18 protein-coding genes and 1 tRNA gene are annotated in these 21,818 nt (G+C 71.0%); 11 read left to right on the top strand and 8 right to left on the bottom strand.

The window, feature by feature from the left end; all coding sequences use genetic code 11:
* Nucleotides 1-64 precede the first annotated feature (64 nt).
* The 7 genes from MFF40_RS05975 to MFF40_RS05945 all read left to right on the top strand — a co-directional run bounded on the left by MFF40_RS05975 (nucleotide 65) and on the right by MFF40_RS05945 (nucleotide 8,971).
* Nucleotides 65-859 carry a polysaccharide deacetylase family protein gene (locus MFF40_RS05975; RefSeq protein ID WP_238259926.1) on the top strand — a complete coding sequence of 265 codons (795 nt, stop codon included), beginning with the start codon at nucleotides 65-67 and terminating at the stop codon, nucleotides 857-859.
* Nucleotides 856-2,697 (top strand): ABC transporter ATP-binding protein, encoded by a 1,842-nt coding sequence (locus MFF40_RS05970; protein ID WP_238259924.1) that lies wholly within the window; start codon nucleotides 856-858, stop codon nucleotides 2,695-2,697. The genes MFF40_RS05975 and MFF40_RS05970 overlap by 4 nt, the downstream gene beginning before the upstream one ends.
* Nucleotides 2,697-3,575, top strand: a complete 879-nt coding sequence (locus MFF40_RS05965; protein WP_238259922.1) for a hypothetical protein — start codon at nucleotides 2,697-2,699, stop codon at nucleotides 3,573-3,575. Before MFF40_RS05970 ends, MFF40_RS05965 begins: the two co-directional genes overlap by 1 nt.
* The gene (locus MFF40_RS05960; protein ID WP_378994917.1) at nucleotides 3,572-5,689 is read left to right on the top strand and encodes an ABC transporter substrate-binding protein; all 2,118 of its coding nucleotides are present in this window, start codon (nucleotides 3,572-3,574) and stop codon (nucleotides 5,687-5,689) included. The genes MFF40_RS05965 and MFF40_RS05960 overlap by 4 nt, the downstream gene beginning before the upstream one ends.
* Nucleotides 5,686-6,702: an ABC transporter permease gene (locus MFF40_RS05955; RefSeq protein WP_238259919.1), complete on the top strand. Its 1,017-nt coding sequence runs from the start codon at nucleotides 5,686-5,688 to the stop codon at nucleotides 6,700-6,702. The genes MFF40_RS05960 and MFF40_RS05955 overlap by 4 nt, the downstream gene beginning before the upstream one ends.
* On the top strand, nucleotides 6,702-7,844 hold the full coding sequence (locus tag MFF40_RS05950; RefSeq protein WP_238259917.1) for an ABC transporter permease: 1,143 nt from the start codon (nucleotides 6,702-6,704) through the stop codon (nucleotides 7,842-7,844). Before MFF40_RS05955 ends, MFF40_RS05950 begins: the two co-directional genes overlap by 1 nt.
* Before the next feature lie 884 nt (nucleotides 7,845-8,728).
* On the top strand, nucleotides 8,729-8,971 hold the full coding sequence (locus MFF40_RS05945; protein WP_147854746.1) for a hypothetical protein: 243 nt from the start codon (nucleotides 8,729-8,731) through the stop codon (nucleotides 8,969-8,971).
* A 28-nt stretch (nucleotides 8,972-8,999) separates the two neighbouring features.
* Here the strand turns inward: MFF40_RS05945 and MFF40_RS05940 are convergent, their stop codons facing one another.
* Together MFF40_RS05940 and MFF40_RS05935 are read right to left on the bottom strand one after the other, a co-directional pair.
* Nucleotides 9,000-11,216, bottom strand: a complete 2,217-nt coding sequence (locus tag MFF40_RS05940; protein ID WP_147896599.1) for a sensor histidine kinase — start codon at nucleotides 11,214-11,216, stop codon at nucleotides 9,000-9,002.
* Nucleotides 11,217-11,271: 55 nt separating this feature from the next.
* A complete protein-coding gene (locus MFF40_RS05935) occupies nucleotides 11,272-11,613 on the bottom strand; it encodes an Rdx family protein (RefSeq protein WP_238259915.1) in 342 nt (113 codons plus the stop codon).
* A gap of 170 nt (nucleotides 11,614-11,783) precedes the next feature.
* Here MFF40_RS05935 and MFF40_RS05930 point away from each other — a divergent pair.
* Both MFF40_RS05930 and MFF40_RS05925 read left to right on the top strand, forming a co-directional pair.
* Nucleotides 11,784-11,858 (top strand) — tRNA-Val (locus MFF40_RS05930).
* Nucleotides 11,859-12,017: 159 nt separating this feature from the next.
* Nucleotides 12,018-13,550 carry an acyl-CoA carboxylase subunit beta gene (locus MFF40_RS05925; protein WP_147856001.1) on the top strand — a complete coding sequence of 511 codons (1,533 nt, stop codon included), beginning with the start codon at nucleotides 12,018-12,020 and terminating at the stop codon, nucleotides 13,548-13,550.
* Between the two features lie 33 nt (nucleotides 13,551-13,583).
* Here the strand turns inward: MFF40_RS05925 and MFF40_RS05920 are convergent, their stop codons facing one another.
* Entirely contained in the window at nucleotides 13,584-14,045 is a 462-nt protein-coding gene (locus tag MFF40_RS05920) for an ABC transporter ATPase (RefSeq protein WP_147856002.1), read from the bottom strand.
* 48 nt (nucleotides 14,046-14,093) lie between these two features.
* Nucleotides 14,094-15,008, bottom strand: a complete 915-nt coding sequence (locus MFF40_RS05915) for a metallophosphoesterase (RefSeq protein WP_238259913.1) — start codon at nucleotides 15,006-15,008, stop codon at nucleotides 14,094-14,096.
* Between the two features lie 185 nt (nucleotides 15,009-15,193).
* Here MFF40_RS05915 and hemC point away from each other — a divergent pair, with 185 nt between their 5' ends.
* On the top strand, nucleotides 15,194-16,117 hold the full coding sequence (gene hemC, locus MFF40_RS05910; protein ID WP_238259911.1) for a hydroxymethylbilane synthase: 924 nt from the start codon (nucleotides 15,194-15,196) through the stop codon (nucleotides 16,115-16,117).
* Between the two features lie 61 nt (nucleotides 16,118-16,178).
* Here the strand turns inward: hemC and MFF40_RS28815 are convergent, their stop codons facing one another.
* From MFF40_RS28815 to MFF40_RS28810, 4 genes are all read right to left on the bottom strand, one after another.
* Complete coding sequence (locus MFF40_RS28815) at nucleotides 16,179-16,313, bottom strand: hypothetical protein (protein ID WP_283206088.1); 135 nt, start codon at nucleotides 16,311-16,313, stop codon at nucleotides 16,179-16,181.
* Nucleotides 16,314-16,322: 9 nt separating this feature from the next.
* Nucleotides 16,323-17,393, bottom strand: coding sequence for a phytoene/squalene synthase family protein (locus MFF40_RS05905; RefSeq protein ID WP_147896596.1), 1,071 nt, complete (start codon nucleotides 17,391-17,393; stop codon nucleotides 16,323-16,325).
* Nucleotides 17,374-18,897, bottom strand: coding sequence for a phytoene desaturase (locus MFF40_RS05900; protein WP_147857003.1), 1,524 nt, complete (start codon nucleotides 18,895-18,897; stop codon nucleotides 17,374-17,376). Before MFF40_RS05900 ends, MFF40_RS05905 begins: the two co-directional genes overlap by 20 nt.
* Nucleotides 18,898-18,973: 76 nt before the next feature.
* Entirely contained in the window at nucleotides 18,974-20,539 is a 1,566-nt protein-coding gene (locus MFF40_RS28810) for a hypothetical protein (RefSeq protein WP_283206087.1), read from the bottom strand.
* A 273-nt stretch (nucleotides 20,540-20,812) separates the two neighbouring features.
* On the opposite strand from MFF40_RS28810, the gene fcl reads away from it, so the two are divergent.
* Nucleotides 20,813-21,784, top strand: coding sequence for a GDP-L-fucose synthase (fcl, locus tag MFF40_RS05890; protein ID WP_238259942.1), 972 nt, complete (start codon nucleotides 20,813-20,815; stop codon nucleotides 21,782-21,784).
* The last annotated feature ends 34 nt before the right edge of the window (nucleotides 21,785-21,818 follow it).

Raw genomic sequence — 21,818 nt, 5'->3', positions numbered from 1 at the left:
TCCCCTCTCCCGACCCCCTTCGGGGGCCACCCTCCCCCGCAGAGGGGGGAGGGAGAGCGCGCGGTTGGGCGTTATCGCCCTGCGGGAAGCTCTGGACGAAGCGGCCGCAAGCAGCCGGCGCGTGCGGTTCTGGTGGCGGGACGACGATGTCGTGGCGGCGACCCCTGCCCTCGACCGGCTGATCGCCCTGGCCGAGGCGCACGACGCGCCGCTCCTGCTCGCCGCGATCCCGAGCGGGATCGAGCCGTCCCTCGGGGTACGGCTGGCCTCGGCGAAGGCCGTGCGCGTCGCCGTGCACGGACTGGCCCACCACGATCACGCCCCTCCGGGCGAGAAGGCCGCCGAGTTCGGCCCGCACCGCCCGCTCGACGCGCGCGTTGCGGATGCCGCCGCCGGGTTGCGGATTGCTCGGGAGCGGTTGCCGGAGGCGCTGCTGCTGCCGGTCTTCGTGCCGCCCTGGAACCGGTTCGCCCCGGACCTCGCCGCCGCCCTGCCGGGGCTCGGCTATCGCGGGCTCTCGGCGGTGCCGGGACCGGCGATCCCGGGGCTCGTCCGGGCCGACGCCACCCTCGACCCCATCGATTGGCGCGGCACCCGCTCGGTGCGCGACCCCGACGACCTGCTGCGCGACCTCGCCGCCGGCATCGCCCGCGATCCGTCCCGCCCGGTCGGCCTGCTCACCCACCACCGCGTCCACGACGCGGCGATCTGGGCCTTCGTGGCCGACCTGCTCGCGGTCCTCCGCGACCATCCGGCCGTGACATGTCTCGATCCCCAAAGCCTATTTTCCGGTGCCATGGTGGAAACCGGCGCTGCGGCATCTAATCTTCCGGTCTCACCCGCTGCGAGGACAGGTTGAGCCCGCTGTTGTCCATCCGCGACCTCGCGGTCACCTTCCGCACGGAGACGGGACCGTTCGCGGCGCTGCACGGCCTGTCGCTCGACGTGATGCGCGGGCGCACCCTGGCGCTGGTCGGCGAATCCGGCTCCGGCAAGTCGGTCACCGCCCAGGCGATCATGGGCATCCTGCCGAGATCGGCCGCGATCGCCGGCGGACAGATCCTGTTCCGCGACGGGCCGGCGGAGATCGACATCGCCCGGCTGGACACCGAGGGATCGGCGATGCGGGCGATCCGCGGGCAGCGGATCGCCATGATCTTCCAGGAGCCGATGACCTGCCTGTCGCCGCTCCACACGATCGGCGACCAGATCGGCGAGGCCCTGCGCATCCACACCGGTGCGGACCGCCGGGAGGCCGACGCGCGCACGCAGGAAGCCCTGGCCCGGGTCGGCTTCCCGGACCCGAAGCGCGCCTTGAAGACCTACCCGTTCGAGCTGTCCGGCGGCCTGCGCCAGCGCGCCATGATCGCCATGGCGCTGATCCTCGAGCCCGCCCTCCTGGTCGCCGACGAGCCGACCACGGCGCTCGACGTCACCACCCAGGCGCAGATCCTCGCCCTGCTGGCGCGGCTCCAGGACGAGACCGGCATGGCGATCCTGCTGATCACCCACGATCTCGGGGTGGTCGCCAACATCGCCCACGACGTCGCCGTGCTGTACCGCGGCCGGCTGGTCGAGGCCGGCCCGCGCGAGACCGTGATGCGGGCGCCCGGCCACGCCTATCTCCAGGCACTGCTCCACGCGGTGCCGCGGTTCGACATGGCGCCGGGCGAGCGCCTGACCCCGATCCGCCCGGCCCGCGCCGAGATCCCCCCGGTCCAAAAGCCGGCGCAGCCCGCCGGGCCGCTGCTCCGGGTCGAGGGCGTCAGCAAGAGCTTCACCCTGCGGGCCGGGCGCCTGTGGCAGAAGCCCCGGATCGTCCATGCCGTGTCGGACGTGTCGCTGAGCCTCGCGGCCGGCGAGACCCTGGGGCTGGTCGGTGAATCGGGTTCGGGCAAGACCACGGTCTCGAAGATGATCATGCGGGCGCTGCCGCCCGATTCCGGCAAGATCCTGTTCGATGACGGGAGCGGCCCGCGGGACGTCCATAAGCTCTCCGGCGACGCGCTGTTCGCCTACCGCCGCACGGTCCAGTTCGTGTTCCAGGATCCCTACGCGTCGCTCGATCCGCGCATGACCGTGCGGCAGATCCTGTCCGAGCCCATGGAGATCCACGGCGTGCCCGCCGCCGAGCGGCGCGCGCGTTGCCGGGAGTTGATGGCGATGGTCGGCCTGGAGGCCAGCGGGCTCAGCCGCTACCCGCACGCCTTCTCGGGCGGGCAGCGCCAGCGGATCGGCATCGCCCGGGCTCTGGCGCCGCGGCCGAGCCTGCTGGTGCTGGACGAGCCGGTCTCGGCGCTGGACGTCTCGGTGCAGGCGCAGATCCTGAACCTGCTCAAGGATTTGCAAGCGGCCCTCGGGCTGTCCTACCTGATCGTCTCCCACAACTTGGCAGTGATCGACTACATGGCGGATACGATCAGCGTGATGTGCCGGGGCCGGATCGTCGAGGAGGCGCCCCGCGCCGCCCTGTTCCGCCGCCCGGTCCATCCCTACACGCGGGCGCTGCTCGCCGCCGTGCCGGACCCGAGCCTCGACCGCCCGCTCGACTTCGCCGCGATCACCGGCGACCAGAACGACCCGACCCGCTGGGCGGAGCCCTACCGTCTCGGCCCCGACGAGGCCGGCGCGATGCGGGAGATCGAGGCGGGCCACCGGGTCCTGCTCGGCGCCGCCCAGGACGCGGAGGCCGCGTGATGCAGGGCCGCCCGCCCGTGATGCTCGAACGGCTGCGCCGCAAGGTGCTGTCGCCGCTGTTCGACCGCCTCGGCTACGACCTCGTCCCGGCCGCCCCCGACTGGAGCCACCGCCCGACCTCGCCGCGGGAGGTGACGTTCTTGCTCGAATCGGCCGCCGCGATCCTGGAGCGGGATCTTTCCGCCGCCGGCCTCGCGCCGGACGGCGATCTCCTGGACTGGGTCCGGGAGTTCTGGGAGCTGATCCCCACCGCCCCGGTCCGGCAGCGCCGGGGCGGCAGCGGCTTCAACGGCGCGCTCCAGCTCTACGTGGCGATGCGGTCGCTGAAGCCGGATTTCGTCATCGAATCCGGCGTGTTCCGCGGGCTCACCACCTGGGTGATCCGCATGGCGCGGCCCCGAGCCCGGATCTTCTGCCACGACCCCGACCTGTCCGGGCTGCAGTATCGGGACCCGCAGGCCCGCTACAGCACCGCCGACTGGTCCACGGTGGATTGGTCGGGCATCGATCCCGCGGTCACGGTGGCGTTCTTCGACGACCACGTCGCCCAGGGACGCCGGGTCGTTGAGGCGCAAGCCCGCGGCCTGACCCGGCTGCTGTTCGACGACGACGCCGCCGGCCACCGGATCCACGCCCATGGCGGCCCCGCGCACCCGACCATCGCGATGATCACCAACCCCGATCCCGGCTCCGAGCCGATCCGCTGGACCCGCAACGGCCGCCCGTTCGAGCAGCCGGCCAACGATCCGCTGGTGCGCAAGGCCGGCCGGCTGATCGCTCGCGCGCACGCCTTCGACGACCTGCACCGGGCCACGGGGTACTCGCCGGCGCGGCTGACCTACGTGGCCCTGCATCCGGTGGCGGGGGGTGGGTCGTGAGCGATTTCGAAACCCGCGACGGCCACCCTGCTCCGCTCGGCGAACGCTTGGAAGCCCACGCGTCCGAACCTGCCGCGGGTCCCCTCTCCCGTGCGGGAGAGGGACAGGGTGAGGGGTACGACTTTTCCGGAAGACCCTGGTCCCTCACCCCAACCCTCTCCCGCACGGGAGAGGGGGTAGGTCGCGACTCGCATGAGCCGAAGTTCAACCGTGGTCACGCGGGAAGCGGCGTCTCCCGCCGCGCCCTGATCGCGGGCCTCGGTGCCGCCGCCCTGCTCTCTCGTCCGCGCAAGGCACTCGCCGACACCCCTCCGACCGACACCCCCGCCCCGCCCGAAAAACCCTTCGTGATCGACCTCGCCGCCCGCGGCCGCCGCACCGGAACCGCCGGCGGGACGATCCGGACGCTGATCGCGAAGGCCCGGGATGTCCGCTACCTCTCGGTCTACGGCTACACGCGGCTCGTCGGCTACGATGCCGACCTGCAATTGCGGCCCGACTTGCTGGAGCGGATCGACGTGGACGGCGGGGTGTTCACCTTCACGCTGCGCCAGGGCCACCGCTGGTCGGACGGGCACCCGTTCACCAGCGAGGATTTCCGCTACTACTGGGAGGACGTCGCCAACGAGAAGGCCCTGAGCCCCGAGGGGCCGCCGGTCTTCTTCCTCGTGGACGGCAAGCTCCCGAAGGTCGAATTCCTCGACCCGGTGACGATCCGCTTCAGCTGGGACCGGCCGAACCCGATGTTCCTGCCGGCGCTCGCGGCGCCGCGCGATCCGCTGATCTACCGGCCGGCGCACTACCTCAAGACCGTCCACGCCCGCTACCTCGGCAAGGAGGCGGCGGACGCGAAGGCCAAGGCGCTGAAGCTGCGCGGCTGGGCGGCCCTGCACAACCGCCTCGACGACAATTACGAGCTGAACAACCCGGATTGCCCGACCCTCCAGGGCTGGGTGCCGCGGACCCGCTCGCCGGCCACGCGCTTCCGGTTCGAGCGCAACCGCAGCTACCACCGGGTCGACACCGCCGGGACCCAGCTTCCCTACGTCGACACGATCGTGATGGACGTCGCCTCGCAGGGGCTGCTGGTCGCCAAGACCAATGCCGGCGAGGCCGACCTGATGTTCCGCGGCCTGTCGATGCCGGACATCCCGAGCCTCAAGGAGGGCGAGAAGGCCCACGGCTACCGCACCAACCTGTGGCCCGTGGCGCGGGGCTCCGAGATCGCGCTCTACCCGAACCTCACCACCCGGGATCCCGGCTGGCGGGCGCTGAACCGGGACGTGCGCTACCGGCAGGCCCTGTCGCTCGCCATCGACCGGCGGACGCTCAACAACACGCTGCTGTTCGGGCTGGGCACCGAGGGCAACGACACGATCGTGGCCGACAGCCCGCTCTACACGCCGGAGTTGCGCACGCTCCACGCGGGCTACGACCCGGCCGGGGCCGCGCGCCTGCTCGACGCGATCGGGCTCACCGGCCGCGACGACTCCGGCATCCGCCTGATGCCCGACGGGCGCGCCATGGAGGTCGTGGTCGACAGCGACGGCGAGGCCGAGATGGTGCTGGACGCGCTCCTGCTCATCACCGAGTTCTGGCGCGAGGTCGGCATCCGCCTCGTGACCAAGCCGCAGGAGCGGACCAACCTGCACCGCCGCTCCATCGCCGGCATGACCGTGATGGTCGCAGCCCAGGGCCTCGACCTCGCGGTGCCGACCGCGATCATGCCGCCCACCGAGTTGAGCCCGGCCCAGCCCGAGCACTATGCCTGGCCGCTCTGGAGCGCCAACGTCGAGAGCCGGGGCAAGTCCGGCGAGGCCTGCGACGTCCCGGAGGTCCAGCACCTGCTCGACCTCGACCGGGAATGGCGGCACACCGACGACGCCGCGCGGCAGGCCGCGATCTGGCGCGAGATGCTGATGAACCACGCGCAGAACACTTGGGTGATCGGCACGGTCGCGGGCGCGCTGCAGCCCGTGGTCGGGGCCGACCGCCTCGCCAACCTGCCCGGGCGCGCCCTGTACGCCTGGGATCCCACGGCGCTCATCGGCGTGCAGCGCCTGGACGAGGTGTTCTGGGACAAGGGCGCCGACACGCGCGCGGAGGTCCGGTGATCGTCCAGATCCTCCGCCGCATCGTCACCATGGCGGTGACGCTGCTCGTCATCTCGGCCCTGGTGTTCCTCATCATCAAGCTGCCGCCGGGCGACTACCTGACCAACCGGATCATGGAGCTGCGTGCCAGCGGCGAGGCGGGCTCCGTGGCCAAGGCCGAGTTGCTGATCCGCCAATACGGGCTCGATCGGCCGGTCTGGGAGCAATACCTGATGTGGATCGGCCTGATGCCGGGGCCGGTCGGGTTCTCGGGGCTGCTCCAGGGCGATTGGGGCTGGTCGTTCGAGTACGACAAGCCGGTGGCGGACGTGGTCGGCGACGCCCTGTGGCTGACCCTGCTGATCAACCTGACCGCGGTGGTCTTCGTCCACGTGGTCGCGATCCCGGCGGCGATCTATTCCGCCACCCACCGGCACACCTTTGGGGACGCGGTGGTGACGCTGCTCGGCTATGTCGGGCTCGCCGTCCCGGGCTTTCTGCTGGCGCTGATCCTGCTGTTCTACGCCAACCGCTGGTTCGGCCTGTCGATCGGCGGGCTCTACGATTCGGCGCTGACCAACCAGCCCTGGGACTGGACCAAGATCCGCTCGCTGCTGGCGCACCTGGTGGTGCCGACCCTGGTGATCGGGCTGGGCGGCACCGCCGCGATGATCCGCCGGATGCGGGCGAACCTGCTGGACGAGCTGGCCAAGCCCTACACGGTCACCGCCCGGGCCAAGGGCCTGCCGCCGATGCGGGCGCTGCTGAAATACCCGTTCCGGATGTCGCTCAACCCGTTCGTCGCCGACATCGGCAACCTGCTGCCGCACCTGGTCTCCGGCTCGGTGCTGGTCTCGCTGGTGCTCAGCCTGCCGACGGTCGGGCCGCTCCTGCTCGATGCGCTCCGCAGCCAGGACCAGTTCATGGCCGGGTTCATCCTGATGTTCGTCGCCGGCCTCACGCTGGTCGGCATGCTGATCTCCGACCTGATCCTGGTCTGGCTCGATCCGCGCATCCGCATGGGTGCGCGGTGATGCCAGAGACGGCCCGAGGCCACTTCGTCGATCCGGCGCCGTTCGAGCCGCACGCGGTGGGCGAGAACCCCGCCGGCAGCGCCTCGGCCTGGCGGCTGATCGTCCGGAAGTTCCTGCGCCACCGGATCGCCGTGGCCTCGGCGCTGATCCTGCTGGCGCTCTACGCGACGGTGCCGTTCGTGGAGATGCTGGCGCCCTACGGCCAGGCCCGGCGCAACGGCGACTTCCTGCACGCGCCGCCGCAGGGCGTGCACCTGTTCCACGACGGCCGCTTCCTCGGGCCGTTCGTCTATCCCTACCGGGCGCATCTCGACCTCGACACGTTCCGCCGGGACTACGTGGTGGATGCGTCGCAGCCGCAGCCCCTGCGCTTCTTCTGCCGGGGCGACGGCTATGCCTGGCTCGGGCTGATCGCCACCGATCTCCACGTCGTCTGCCCGCCGGAGACGGGCACGCTGTTCCTGCTCGGCACCGACCGGCTCGGGCGCGACCTGTTCTCCCGCATGATCTACGGGGCGCGGATCTCGCTCACCATCGGCCTGGTGGGCGTCGCGATCTCCTTCACGCTCGGCATGCTGTTCGGCGGGATCGCGGGCTATTTCGGCGGGGTGGTCGATGCCGGGGTGCAGCGCCTGATCGAGGTGGTGCGCTCCCTGCCCGAACTGCCGCTCTGGCTCGCCCTGTCGGCCGCCCTGCCGCCGAACTGGAGCCCGCTGCTCATCTTCTTCGGCATCACGGTGATCCTCGGCCTGCTCGACTGGCCGGGACTCGCCCGGGCGGTGCGCGGCAAGCTGCTGGCCCTGCGCGAGGAGGATTTCGTCCAGGCCGCGGAGCTGATGGGCGCCTCGCCGGCCCGGGTGATCGGCCGCCACCTGATCCCGAACTTCATGAGCCACCTGATCGCCTCGGCGACCCTGTCGATCCCGACCATGATCCTGGGCGAGACCGCCCTCTCCTTCCTCGGCCTGGGCCTGCGACCGCCGGTGACGAGCTGGGGCGTGCTGCTCAACGAGGCGCAGAATCTGGCGGCGGTGCAGCTCTATCCCTGGCTGCTGCTGCCGGTCCTGCCGGTGCTGGTGACGGTGCTGGCCTTCAACTTCATGGGCGACGGGCTGCGGGATGCGGCCGATCCGTATCATTGAGGATGGGTCTGGGCGGCGCGCGGGCGGCCCCGCCTACAAGTGCGGACCGACATCCATCCGCTCCACCGGTTCGGTAAAAGACCCGTTGTGCGCCCTGCCCCAGATTCCGGAGATGCCACGGCGGAAAGCCGAACGTGCCCCGTCGGTCAACAGCTACGGGTTAGACAAGTTGGGCTCGTGATCTCGTTTCGGGGCGGGAAGCTCAGTCGTCTTCCGCTGAAGGCTTGCCCCATGCTGCCACGCGCCGTCATCCCGGGGCCGCGCAGCGGAGACCGGGATCCAGAGCCGCCGCCGTGCCAAGTTCTTGCACCGACAACGTTTCTGGGTTCCGGGCTCGCCTGCGGCGCCCCGGAACGACGGTGCGGGTTATCAGGTATGGGGGATCAACCCTCGGAAGATGTATCGTCCAAAGCGCCCGCCCTCCACCTGCCGATCGATGAACCGCGCAAGGTGGTAGCCGTGCGAGTCCGAAGTGTTCCGGGACATGGATGATCCCGCAGGGCCGAAAATGTACCGGAACTGGGTACCTCTCGAGGACCGGTCGTCGCGCTGCGCCATGCCGGAATAAGCCGTTAGGCCCGACGAAGCGCAGGCATTCGGGACGGTGACCCTTCCAACCTGTCGTTTGGCAGAATGGCGTGACCGGTCGAGTCCCACCGGTCGATCTCGCGAAGCAATACCGAGGATCGAACCGCCCTCGGGTCGCTGGCTGAGCAATTCTGAAAAAACCGCTCAGCATGTGTTCAGTACGGAACAGTCTTAGATGGGACCAATCCGCCGGTCATAATCTCGGCGGATGTGCTCATCTTCATCGCGTCGCGGCAAGGACGCTTCGTTATCATCAGAAGCGCGACGTGAACCATCGATATTCGGAAGGATCATCCATGCGTATCGTCGCCTGTATCGCTGCCCTCATCGTTTCAATGGCCGTTCCCGCCCTGGCCCAGGACTTCCAGAGGCAGCGCGAGCTCAACATCCTGAAGGACATCGAGTCCAGCCAGCGGAAGCAGCTTGAGCTTGCCCGCGAGCAGGCCCGGCGAGACAGGGACCGCGCTCGGCGCGAGGAGAATGCGTACATCAACGCGCAGCGCGACGCGCGGAGCGCCCGCCGCTTCGATCGGCACTGATCGACGGCCCGTCCATCGAAATACCGCCCTACCCCGCCAGCGGCAGCGGCGCGATCCGGGCCGGCGCGCCGGCGCTCTTGCGCTCCAGCAGCCCGGGCGGCGGGACCGGCGCATCGATCGTGCAGATCACGCCGGTCTCCTCGTAGGTCAGCGCCACCTCGCCGGCCAGCTCGCGGGCGAGGCTGCGCTCGATCAGGCGGGAGCCGAATCCGGTGCGCGTGGGCTTCTTCACCGGCGGACCGCCGCGCTCGGCCCAGCGCAGGTACAGGCGGATCTCCGCCTCGCGCCGCACCGTCCAGGAGATCTCGACCGTGCCGCCCTCGACCGAAAGGGCACCGTACTTGACCGCGTTGGTGCCGAGTTCGTGCAGCGCCATGGCGATCGACAGGGCGAGCCGCGGCGGCAGGCGCAGGGCCGGGCCGATCACGGCGAAGCGCGAGGCGTGGCCGTCGCCGGATTCGAGCGGTCGGATCGCGTCCGCCACCACGGCCGACATCTCCGCGCCCTCCCAACTCTCGCGGGTGAGCACGTCGTGGACCCTGGCCAGCGCCAGCAGCCGCGCCTCGAACGCCGCCCGGGCGGCGTCGGCCTCCGGACCTTCCAGACCGCGTAAGGATTGGCCGGCGATCGACTGGACGGTGGCCAGGGTGTTCTTCACCCGGTGGTTCAGCTCGTGGATCAGGAGCAGCAGGTGCTCCTCGGCGAACTTCGCGTCGGTGATGTCGATGTTGCAGCCGGTGTAGCCGAGGAAGTTCTGGTCGTCGTCCAGGCGCGGCACGCCCTCGCACCGGAGCCAGCGCACGGCCCCGCCCCGGTCGATGACCCGCACCTCGGTGCGGAAGGGCGCGCGGGCCTCGAAGGCCTCGGCGAAGGCCGCGCGGAAATGATCGAGGTCGTCCGCGTAGACGATCCGCTCCCAGCCCTCGTTGGTCAGCTCGGCCGCCGGGATCCCGAACATGTGTTCGAAATGCAGGTTGGCGAAGCTGACCCCGCCGGATTCGTCGGTCATCCAGATCAGGGCCGGCGCGGAATCGGCCATGTGGCGGAACCGCGCCTCGCTCTCGCTCAGCGCGGTCAGGCCGCGGCGGGTGTCGGCCAGCGCGCGGTCGCGTTCCGCCTCGCGGGTGCGCAGGCGCAGGGACGCGTCCGACAGCACCGCCCCGAGCCGCTGGATCTCGTGGACCGGCGACGGCACCCGGGGGATCGCCTCGCCCCGCGAGAGCGCCGGGCCCGAGGCCGCCAGCAGCCGCAGCGGGCGCGACACCCGGGACCAGAGGTTGACCGCCAGGACCGACGAGGTGGCGAGCACCAGGAGGCCGAAGCCCGCGAAGGCCCAGACCCAGCGGCGCACCCGGGCATCGACCAGCGCCTGCGGGATGCTGGTGGCGACCATCCAGCCGGTCAGGCGCGAGCGCGCCTCGATCACCACGACCGGCTTGTGCTGGCGGTCCTGGCCCTCCCACACCCCCGGCGTCGCGGTCTGGACCTGGCGCAGGCTGGCGAGCCGGGGCTTGCCGACCACGGAATCCGGGTCCGGCAACCGGGCGAGGACGGTCCCGTTCCGGTCGGAAATGCCGGTGGTCCAGCCGGGTACGACCTCGCGGGACAGGATGCCCTGGAGGCGCGACAGCGGCACCGTGAAGCTCAAAAGGTAGGCGACCTCGCCCTCGACCATGACGGGGACGCCGACCGCGTAGGTGGCCTCGTTCGGGGTCGGGCCCGGGACGTAGCCGCTGACCATGGCGCGCTGGGCGCCCTGCGTCAGCTCCGGATCGAACGGGAGCGGCATCATCGGCATCGGCGCGCCCCGCGGCACGCCGGTGTTGACGACCTCCTGGCCGTTCGGGCGCCGCAGCAGCACGTCGAGGTCGATCGATTCGCGCACCAGGCGCGCCTGCGCGTCGAACGCCTCGAAGTCGCCCTGCCGGATCCGCGGCGACGTCGCCAGCGTCTGGAGCACCGAGACGAGGCCGGCGGTGTCGCGGTCGAGCGACAGGCCGATGCCGCGCACGTTCTCGCGGGCGTCCTGCTCGAAGCGGGCGCGCTCGGCCGAGGCGTAGCGCATGAGCAGGATGCTGGTGAACAGCAGCCCCGGGCCGATCAGCGCCACCACGAGGGCGATCAGGTAGACCTGCGTGGAGAACCCGTTGCGCCCGAACCGGTGCATCCGGCGCGACAGCCACGACCGGCGCGCGGGAAGGACCGCCGGGAGGTTCGCGCCCTCGGCGTCCTGTTCCGGGCTCAAGCGGCGCCCGTCCCCGGCACGCGGTGCCCCGCGGGCTCCTCGCCGTTCCCTCGCTTCATGACCGGTCGATATGGCCGAGATCGCGCCCCGGGTCGAGGTGGTCGCGCACCCGTTGCTTGAGGGCTTTGACGTCCGGAAACCCGCCGTCGCGGACCCGCTCCCACAGGAGCACCCCGGCGATCTCGATCCGGAACGCGCCGCCCGTGGCGGGCACGAGGGCGACCTCGCCGAGATCGTCACGGAATGTCGAGAGCAGCTCCTGCGCCATCCAGGCGGAGCGCAGCAGCCAGTTGCACTGCGTGCAATAGGTGATCGCGACGCGCGGTCCGGCCCGGCGCAGGCCGTCCTCCCTGGTCACGTCGCTGTCGGACGGATCGCCCGCTTGCTTCTCGTGCATGCGGCCACAGCGCATTGCGGCGCCATCCTTGTCAACCTCACCCACCGGAACGGCGCGCGCGGCGCTTGACGTTTCGGGTCGGCGCGCCCTAGAAGGCCCGGCATCCGGTCGCGGCCTGCTCCAGGCGCGTACGACCGCGGTGGTCCCGCCCCCGGGCGGCACACCGGCACGGACGGTTAGCACAGCGGTAGTGCGTTCCCTTCACACGGGAAAGGTCGCAGGTTCGATCCCTGCACCGTCCACCATTCTCCTCCCTCCCCCCCGAATGTCCGACGCGTCGGACATTGGCGTCGGTTTGCCACCTGAAACGCCCGTGCTAAGGCCGCTGGATCGGTGAACGCACAAGCTTCGACCCGGCCTCAACCGGGCAAGGCGGCACGAGCAGGGTAAGGGCGGGAACAGCCATGAAGGACATCCTCGACAAGCTCGCTGAGCGGCGGGCCCAGGCGCGTCTGGGCGGCGGCGAGAAGCGCGTCGAGGCCCAGCACAAGCGCGGCAAGCTCACGGCGCGCGAGCGGATCGAACTCCTCCTCGACCACGGGTCGTTCGAGGAGTTCGACATGTTCGTGCAGCACCGCTCCACCGATTTCGGCATGGAGAAGCAGAAGATCCCCGGCGACGGCGTGGTCACCGGCTGGGGCACGATCAACGGCCGCACGGTCTTCCTGTTCTCGAAGGACTTCACGGTGTTCGGCGGCTCCCTGTCGGAGGCGCACGCGCAGAAGATCGTGAAGGTGCAGGACATGGCGCTGAAGATGCGCGCCCCGATCATCGGCATCTTCGATGCCGGCGGCGCGCGCATCCAGGAGGGCGTCGCGGCGCTCGGCGGCTACGGCGAGGTGTTCCGCCGCAACGTCATGGCCTCGGGCGTGATCCCGCAGATCTCGGTGATCATGGGCCCGTGCGCGGGCGGCGACGTCTACTCGCCGGCCATGACCGACTTCATCTTCATGGTCCGCGACACGAGCTACATGTTCGTGACCGGCCCCGACGTGGTGAAGACCGTCACCAACGAGGTCGTGACCGCCGAGGAACTCGGCGGCGCCAAGGTCCACACTAGCAAGTCCTCGATCGCGGACGGTGCGTTCGAGAACGACGTCGAGGCGATCCTGCAGATCCGCCGCCTGCTGGACTTCCTGCCCGCCAACAACATCGAGGGCGTGCCGGAGATCGAGAGCTTCGACGACGTCGACCGGCTCGACATGTCGCTGGACACCCTGATCCCCGACAACCCGAACAAGCCCTACGACATGGGCGAGCTGATTCGCCGGGTCGTCGACGAGGGCGACTTCTTCGAGATCCAGGCGGCCTACGCCCGCAACATCATGACCGGGTTCGGCCGGATCGAGGGCCGTACCGTCGGGTTCGTCGCCAACCAGCCGATGGTGCTGGCCGGGGTTCTGGATTCGGATGCCTCCCGCAAGGCCGCGCGGTTCGTGCGCTTCTGCGACGCCTTCGCGATCCCGATCGTGACCTTCGTGGACGTGCCGGGCTTCCTGCCGGGCACCGCGCAGGAATACGGCGGCCTGATCAAGCACGGCGCCAAGCTGCTGTTCGCCTATTCGCAGGCGACGGTGCCGCTGGTGACGATCATCACTCGCAAGGCCTTCGGCGGCGCCTACGACGTGATGGCCTCCAAGCACGTCGGCGCCGACCTGAACTACGCCTGGCCCACCGCACAGATCGCCGTGATGGGCGCCAAGGGCGCGGTGGAGATCATCTTCCGCAGCGAACTCGGCGACCCGGACAAGATCGCTGCCCGCACCGGCGAGTACGAGGACCGCTTCCTGTCGCCGTTCGTGGCCGCCGAGCGCGGCTACATCGACGAGGTGATCATGCCCCACTCGACCCGCAAGCGGATCGCCCGGGCGCTGGGCATGCTCCGCACCAAGGAGATGGAGCAGCCCTGGAAGAAGCACGACAACATCCCGCTCTGAGGCGTGCGCGGGCCGGCGGCGCCGTCGCCGGCCTCAGCTCCGGTCGCTGTGCTCGATCACCGCGCACAGCGTCAGCGGCCCCTTGTCGGGGGAGACCATCGCCGAGCAGGTGATCCGGGCGCCGCCCAGGTCGACGTTGCTGTGGCGCAGGCGGACGGCCGCGGCCTGGGCCTTGTGCGCCGCCTCGGTGATGGTCGCGGCATCGATGCCGGTCACCGCGTGCCCGGCCCGGCCGAACGTCTCGTAATACGCCTCCGGGGGACTGGCCCCGCGATACTGCGCGCCGACCGAGGACAGGTCCGGGCTGCCGCAGGCCAGCGACAGGGTCATGTCGGGGCCGTCCGCGAAGCTGGCGTAGTCGCTGCGCCGCTCCGTCACCTTCGCGGCGGTCGCCGCCGTGACCTTGTCGATCAGGGTGTCGCAGGATTGGGCCCGAGCCGTGCCGGGGCCGGCTGCGAGGATCGTGAGGGCGAGGACGGGAAGAAGCGCGCGCATGGCCGGTAGTTAGCGCAGCACGAACGCAAAAGACGCGTGGCGCGGCGTTCAGGCGCGGGGCGGCTCGGCGGTACCGCCAAGTTCCAGCAAAACGATCTCCGGCGGCACGCCGAAGCGCACCGGGATCCGGCTCATGCCGAAGCCGCCGGACACGATCAGGTGGCGCCCGTCCTGGATGACGTGGCCATAGGCGTAATCGTGGCCGCGGACCCGCCGGATCGCCGGGGAATGGCCGAACAGCCGGACCTGGCCGCCGTGGGTATGGCCGGAGAGCGTCAGCGAGACCCGGTCGGGGACGGCGGCGAAGATGTTGGGCTCGTGGGCCATGAGGATCACCGGCGCGTCGTCGGTGATCGTCCCGAGGGTGGCGGGCAGGTCGTCGAGTCCCTCTTCCTGGCTGTTGTAGAACGGCTGCTGGTCGGCGAGGCCGGCGAGCCAGAACGGACGCCCGTCCTTCACCAGCCGCAGCGTCTCGTTCTCCATCACCGGGATGCCGCGGGCCTCCAGCAGGTGCTTCACCGCGGGCGAGCCGCGGCGGGAGCGCTGGACGGCGTGGTCGTCCCACCAATCGTGGTTGCCCAGGATGGCGTGGGTCCCGAGGGGCGCCTTCAGTCCCTCGACCATCCGGGCGAACTGCGCCAGCGGCAGCTTGCGCCACGCGATCTTGCCGGCCGGGTAGTCGCCGAGCATCAGCACGAGGTCGGGCTTCAGGGCATTCGTCGCATCGATGATCTCCGCCACCCGGTCGAACGGCATGTACGGCTCGCAGATGTGGAAATCCGCCAGCACCGCCACGCGCAGGTGCAGGGCGGGGTCCCAGCGCGGCAGGACCGGCGCATAGGTGGTCACCACCAGCCGGTGCAGCGGCTCGACGTCGAAGGCGTAGACGCCCGTCCCGGCGAGCAGGCCGGCGCCGGCGCCAAGCCCGGTCAGGAACTGCCGGCGGCTCGGCACGATCAGCATGGAGATGTCCAAAGGCTCTCGAAAGGATGTGCCTGCCGCTAAGCGCTCAGTCCGGCGAAACCGGGGCGGTGCCCAACCTGACACGAAGACGATTCAGCGAGGCTGAATCCCGCATCCGGCGATGGCCTGCGGCTACGGGCAGGCTATAACGGGCGCATAACGCCGCAAGAAACGTCCGGACCCCAATGTTGAACCGCCCCCTGCGCATCGGTACCCGCGGCAGCCCGATGGCGCTCGCACAGACCGGGATGGTGCGCGACAAGATCGTGGCGGCCAATCCCGGGCTCGAGACCGAACTCGTGGTGGTCACCACGGTGGCCGACAAGATCCTGGATCGCCCGCTCTCCGAAATCGGCGGCAAGGGGCTGTTCACCAAGGAACTCGAGCAGGCTCTGTTCGCCGACGAGGTCGACGTCGCGGTCCACTCCATGAAGGACGTGGAGACCTGGCTGCCGGACGGGCTGGTGATCGCCTGCATCCTGGAGCGCGACGACCCGCGCGACGCGTTCCTGTCCCCGCATGCGGACGGGCTCGCGGGCCTTCCGCACGGCGCACGGGTCGGCACCTCGTCGCTGCGGCGGGGGGCGCAGGTGCTGATGCACCGGCCGGACCTGAAGGTCGTGCCGTTGCGCGGCAACGCCAACACCCGGATGCGCAAGCTCGAATCCGGCGAATGCGACGCGACGCTGCTGGCGCTCGCCGGGCTGCAGCGCCTGGGCCTGCAGGATATGGCGCGCAGCGTCCTCTCGGTCGATGAGATGCTGCCCGCGGTGGCGCAGGGCGCCCTCGGGATCGAGTGCCGGGCCAACGACGCGGCGGTTCGCGCCCTGCTGGCGCCGATCGCCTGCGCCCGCACCACCACGACGATCGCGGCCGAGCGGGCGCTGCTCGCCGAACTCGACGGCTCGTGTCGGACGCCGATCGCCGCCCTGGCGCGGATCGAGGGCGACGTCCTCACCCTCGACGGGCTGCTGTTCCTGCCCGACGGCAGCCGGCACTGGTCGGTCTCCCGGCAGGGCCCGGCGACGGAGGCCGAGCGGATCGGCCGCGAGGCCGGCGCCGTGCTGAAGGAAGCCGCCGGGGACACCTACGCGCGCCACCTGCAATAGGCGGGGAACGTCCGCGAGGAGGTGCAGATGCGCGGGATAGGCCAACCGATCAGGAGCACGATCACTCCCGCTCGTCACCCCGCTCGCGATCCCTGCGGATGCTGAGGCGGACGGCGATGAGCTGCCAGAGGCCGATCCCGAACGCCAGCGCGAAGACCACCCCGATATCGAAGGCCGCGAACAGGCCGTCGCTCATCGGCACGCCTCACGATGGCGCGGAGGGGCCGTAGGCCTCGCGCTCGCGCATCCGCTCGATCAGTTCGAGCACGTGAACGACCCGGCCGCCGACATCCCACCAGGGCCGCAGCACGGAATGCCTGCGATCCGGCAGCGGGGGCTGATTCAGCACGGCGTCGATCAGGAACGCCACCTGCGGCAACGGCGGCGCCGCGAGGCCGGGCGTCGCCGGACCGGAGCGCAGGGCGCGGGCGATCAGGGCGAGCTTGCGCGCCGTCCCGACCCGGGCCCGGGTGCGGACGGAATCATAGTCCTGCAGCGCTACGACCCGGCCGATCTCGGAATAGATCAGGGCGGCGGAGCGGATCGCGGGGCGACAGGGGGACGGCAGCGCCGCGATGCCGGCCTCGGCCCGCCGGTACAGTTCGTCGGCCTCCGTGAGCAGCCGGGCCACGATGCCGGCGAGCGCCGGGCCGGGCTGCGGATCGGCCAGGAAGGCGTCCGGGTCGAGCCCCGCCTCGACCATCCAGTCGAGGGGCAGGTAGAGCCGGCCCATCCGGGCATCCTCGCCGACATCGCGGGCGATGTTGGTGAGCTGCATGGCGGCGCCGAGATCGCAGGCGCGGGCGAGCGCGTCGGCAGAGCGCGCGCCCATGATCAGCGCCATCATGGCCCCAACCGAGCCCGCGACCCGGGCCGCGTAGGCATGGAGCGCCGCGATGTCGGCGTAGCGCCGGCCCTCGGCGTCCCAGGCGAAGCCCTCGATCAGCGCGTAGGGCAGCGCCTCGGGGATCGCGTAGGCGCCGACGATCTCGGAGAACGCCCGGTCGGCGGGCGCGTCGGCGGGGTTGCCGGCATAGGCCCGCGCGACCCGGTCGCCGAGGCGCACCACCGCGTCGCGGCGAGCGGACGGGTCGGCAGCCTCGTCGACGAGGTCGTCCGACAGCCGGCAGAAGGCGTAGAGCCCGTAGGCCGCCTCGCGGACCTCGCCGGGCAGCAGCCGGCCGGCCGCAAAGAAGCTCTTCGAGCCGGCGCGGATCGCCTGCCGACAGGCTGTGCGGTCGGCGGCCGCGGCGAATTCAGGCGGAAACGCGGGCATCCGGAACCACAAGATCGAGGATTCGGGCAGAGGAGAGCACGCCGGGCAGGCCGGCGCCCGGATGGGTGCCGGCGCCGACCAGGTAGAGGTTGCGCACGTCGCTCGACCGGTTGTGCGGGCGGAACCACGCGGATTGCGTCAGCACCGGCTCCAGGCCGAAGCCGGATCCCCGGTAGCTCTGGAAGTCGTCCTGGAATTCCAGGGGCGTCGTCACCTTCGAGGTGACGATGGCCTCCGACAGGCCCGGCATCACGCTGGATTCGAGCATCTCGGCGATCCGGCGCCGATACGGCTCCGCCAGCGCGCGCCAATCCTGGCCGCCGGCCAGGTTCGGCACCGGGGCCAGCACGTAGAAGGCATCGCAGCCGGGCGGCGCGAGGCTCGGATCCGTGGCGGTGGGCCGGTGGAGGTAGAGGCTCGCATCCTCGGCCAGCACCTTGCGGTCGAAGATGTCGGAGAGCAGCCCGCGATAGCGTGGACCGAGCAGGATCGTGTGGTGGGCGACGTCCGGGTAGCGCCGCTTCGTGCCGAAATACCAGACGAACAGGCCCATGGAGGAGCGCGCGCGCTTCAGCCGCCCCGGGCTCCAGCGCCGGGGCTTGGGCAGCAGCCGCGCATGCGTCACCGCCGAATCGGCGTTCGAGACCACGATGTCGGCCGCGATCGTCTCACCGCCCGCGAGTTCGACCCCGGTCGCGGTCCCGTTCTCGACGCGGATGCGGGCGACGTCGACGCCGAGCCGGACCCGCCCGTTCTGGCCGCGGATCAGCCGGACCAGCCCATCGACCAGCTTGCCGGTGCCGCCCATGGCGAAGTGGACGCCCCAGCGCCGCTCGAGGTCGGCGATCAGGCAGTAGATCGCGCTGGCCCGGAACGGGTTGCCGCCGATCAGGAGCGGGTGGAAGCTGAACACGGTACGCAGCCGCTCGTCGCGGACGAAGCGCGCCACCACGTCGTGGACCGAGCGGTGGCCCGACAGGCGCAGCAGGTCCGGAGCAATCTTGAGCATCGACCCGATGCTGCCGAACGGTACGTGGCCGAGCTGCTCGAAGCCGATGCGGCAGACCGAGCGGCTATGCGCCATGAAGCGTTCGTAGCCGGCCACGTCGTCCGGGGCGAACCGCGCCACCTCCGCCCGCATCCGCTCGGGATCGCCGCTGTACTCGAAGGTTTCGCCGTCGGCGAAGCGGATCCGGTAGAACGGGTCGATCGGCACCAGGGCGACGTCGTCGGAGAGGCGACGGCCGGCGAGCTGCCACAGCTCCTCGAACAGCTGCGGCGCGGTGACGATGGTCGGCCCGGCATCGAAGGTGAAGCCGTCCTGCCGGTGGACCCGGGCGCGGCCGCCCGGCTGCTCCAGACGTTCCAGCACGGTGACCCGGTAGCCCCGCGCCCCGAGCCGGACGGCCGCGGCGAGCCCGCCGAAGCCGGAGCCGACGACGACCGCGTGCGGTCGCCGATCCGTCTCGTGCCGTCCCGACTGCTCGACCGCGAGTGTCAACATAACTTGACACTATGCCGGGGAATTTCCCGGGCGCAAGGCCGAAACGTCGTTCCGGCCCCGCCGCGTCGTCTCGCCGTCAGAACTCGCCGGCCAGACCGGCGCGGACGCCAACGTTGCTCTCGCCCGCATAGGCGACGCCGGCCGTGACCGCGATCGGTACGCAGCAGGTCGGCAGCCGGTGCGCCACCGCGACGCCGCCGGCCCACTCGCCGCGATAGGTCGCGCCGTTCGTGGCCCAGGTGGTCTTGCCCGGCGCCGAGGGCATCGGAGCGGTCGCCATCGCGATCGCCATGGCGACGCCCTGCCGCGACTCCTTGCGGGTCTGCACCGCGTAGCGCTGCATCGTGTCGGTCTTGGCCTCCAGGTTGTTGACCTGGGACTGGACCGAATCGACCCGGTTGCCCAGCGCCGCGATGGTCGAGGGGCCGTAGGCCGAGGCCGCGAGGTTGCCGCTGGCGTCCGTGGTCACGAAGGCGGTCGCCCCGCTCTGCGCCGCGGCGCTCGCCTGCGAGGCGACGCCCGCCAGGGTGTAGGTGTTGGCGGCGTTGCCGATCGCCACCTGGTTGGCCTGGGTGGTCTTGACGTTGGCCCCGATGGCGATGGTGTTCGCCTGGTTGGCGGCCGCCCCGTTGCCGAGCGCGACGCTGTTGTTGCCGGCGGCCGAGGCCGCCGCGCCGATCGCGGTGGATCCCGTGCCGGTCGCGCCGGCGACGAAGCCGAGCGCCGTGCTGCCCGCTCCGGACGCCGCGGATGCGGTGCCGACCGCCGTGCCGCCCAGCCCCTGTGCGCTCGCCGCGTAGCCGACGGCGACGCTGCCGGTGTTGACCGCGGATGCCCCGGTTCCGACCGCGGTCGACGCCGTCCCGGCCGCGCTCGATCCGAAGCCCACCGCGATGGCATCGCCGCCCACGGCGACGGGGGCCGCGAGGGCGCTGGTGTTGTTGGCCGCGATCCCGGTGGCGCTGGACAGCTGCGAGAGCCGCAGGTCGGCGATGAAGGTCTGGCCCTGGGACTGCGTGACGTTGCCGGTCACGATATAGATGCCCTGGCCGTTGCCGCCGCCGCCACCGCCAGCGGTCCCGCCCGCGCCACCGGCCCCTCCGGCGCCGCCCGCACCACCGGCACCGCCTGCTCCGCCGGTACCGCCACCGGTGCCGCCACCGCCGGTGCCGCCGCCACCGGTGCCGCCACCGCCGCCGGCGACTCCGCCGACGGTGCCGAGGTACAGTCCGGTCCCGAGCAGGCCCTGACCGGGGCCGGTGGTCCCGACCAGCAGGCCGGTCCCGAGGACGCCGCCGCTGGTGCTGCCGACATTCAGGCCCGTGCCGAGGACGCCGGTGCCGGGATTGGTGGTGCCGACGGTCACCCCGGTCCCAAGGACGCCGCCGCCGGTGGTGCCGACATTCAGGCCGGTCCCGAGGATGCCGGTACCGGGATTCGTGGTGCCGACCGTGATTCCTGTTCCCAGGATACCGCCTCCGCTTGTATCAAGAGTCCCACGGAGAAGTTGCGCCTGCGCCGGTGCGACAACCGGGAGGGCGAGCAGGGTGCCGGCCAGCAGGGGGGCGATGCGGCCGGCCGTCCGGCGCAGGGCGGCATTCGATGTCCGCGGCCCAGCCGGGACGTCGGTCGAGTTACGCATCTCAGACTCCATTGCTGCGCGGCCCGGTCGCTTCCACCCCGAACCTGAAGTCCGGTGGGCGCTAGGCTGGTACCGGCACACCTTCTGGTAGAATGCTTAACACCAACTTTCAGTTGTATTTGTATTCGCCACTTCGCGTCTGACGCGGCATCCCCCGCTCCGAAGCGGCCGCGATGCCGTGCGCCTCAGAAAATCCGCCTTTGCGCGGCGATATCCGCCCCGGACGGGGGTATGCTGGCCGAGCGAGCGCTGGCCGCAGGGATTGGACGCGTGATGGACGGGCGGGACAGGACCATCTTCGTTGCGGGGCACCGCGGGATGGTGGGGTCGGCGATCGTGCGCCGGCTGCGGGAGCTGGGCTACGGGCGCATCCTCACGGCGGACCGGCAGGCCCTCGACCTGCTCGACCAGGCCGCGGTCCGGGCCTTCTTCGCCCGGAACCGGATCGACATGGTCTACCTCGCCGCCGCCAAGGTCGGCGGCATCCACGCCAACAACACCTACCCGGCCGAGTTCATCCACGAGAACCTGCTGATCCAGGCGAACCTGATCCACGCCGCGCACGTGGCCGACGTCGACCGGCTGCTGTTCCTGGGTTCCTCCTGCATCTACCCGAAGCACGCCGAGCAGCCGATGCGCGAGGACGCGCTGCTCACGGGGATCCTGGAGCCGACCAACGAGCCCTACGCGATCGCCAAGATTGCGGGGATCAAGATGTGCGAGAGCTACAACCGCCAGTACGGGCGCCGCTACCGCAGCGTGATGCCGACCAACCTGTACGGGCCCAACGACAACTTCCATCCGCAGAACGCCCACGTGCTGCCGGCGCTGATGCGGCGCCTGCACGAGGCCAAGCAGGCGGGAAGCGCGTCCGTCACGGTCTGGGGCACCGGCCGGGCGATGCGCGAGTTCCTGCATGTCGACGACATGGCGCGCGCCAGCGTGTTCGTGATGGAGCTGGACGACGCGGTCTACGCGGCCAACACCCGGCCGGACCTGTCGCACATCAACGTCGGCACCGGCGCGGATTGCACCATCCGCGAGCTGGCCGAGGCGCTGGCCCGGGTGATCGGCTACGCGGGCCGCCTGGAGTTCGACGCGACCAAGCCCGACGGCACGCCGCGCAAGCTGATGGATGTCTCGCGTCTGCGCGCCATGGGCTGGCAGCCGGAGATCGATCTCGACCGGGGCCTGCACCAGACCTACGGGTGGTTCCTCGAGAATCACGCCACGCTGCGCGGCTGACGCGCGGACGCATCACGACACCGCATCCGACCGG

Source organism: Methylobacterium mesophilicum, assembly GCF_022179445.1.
GTDB lineage: Bacteria > Pseudomonadota > Alphaproteobacteria > Rhizobiales > Beijerinckiaceae > Methylobacterium > Methylobacterium mesophilicum.
This window is presented reverse-complemented; position numbering and strand designations above follow the sequence as displayed.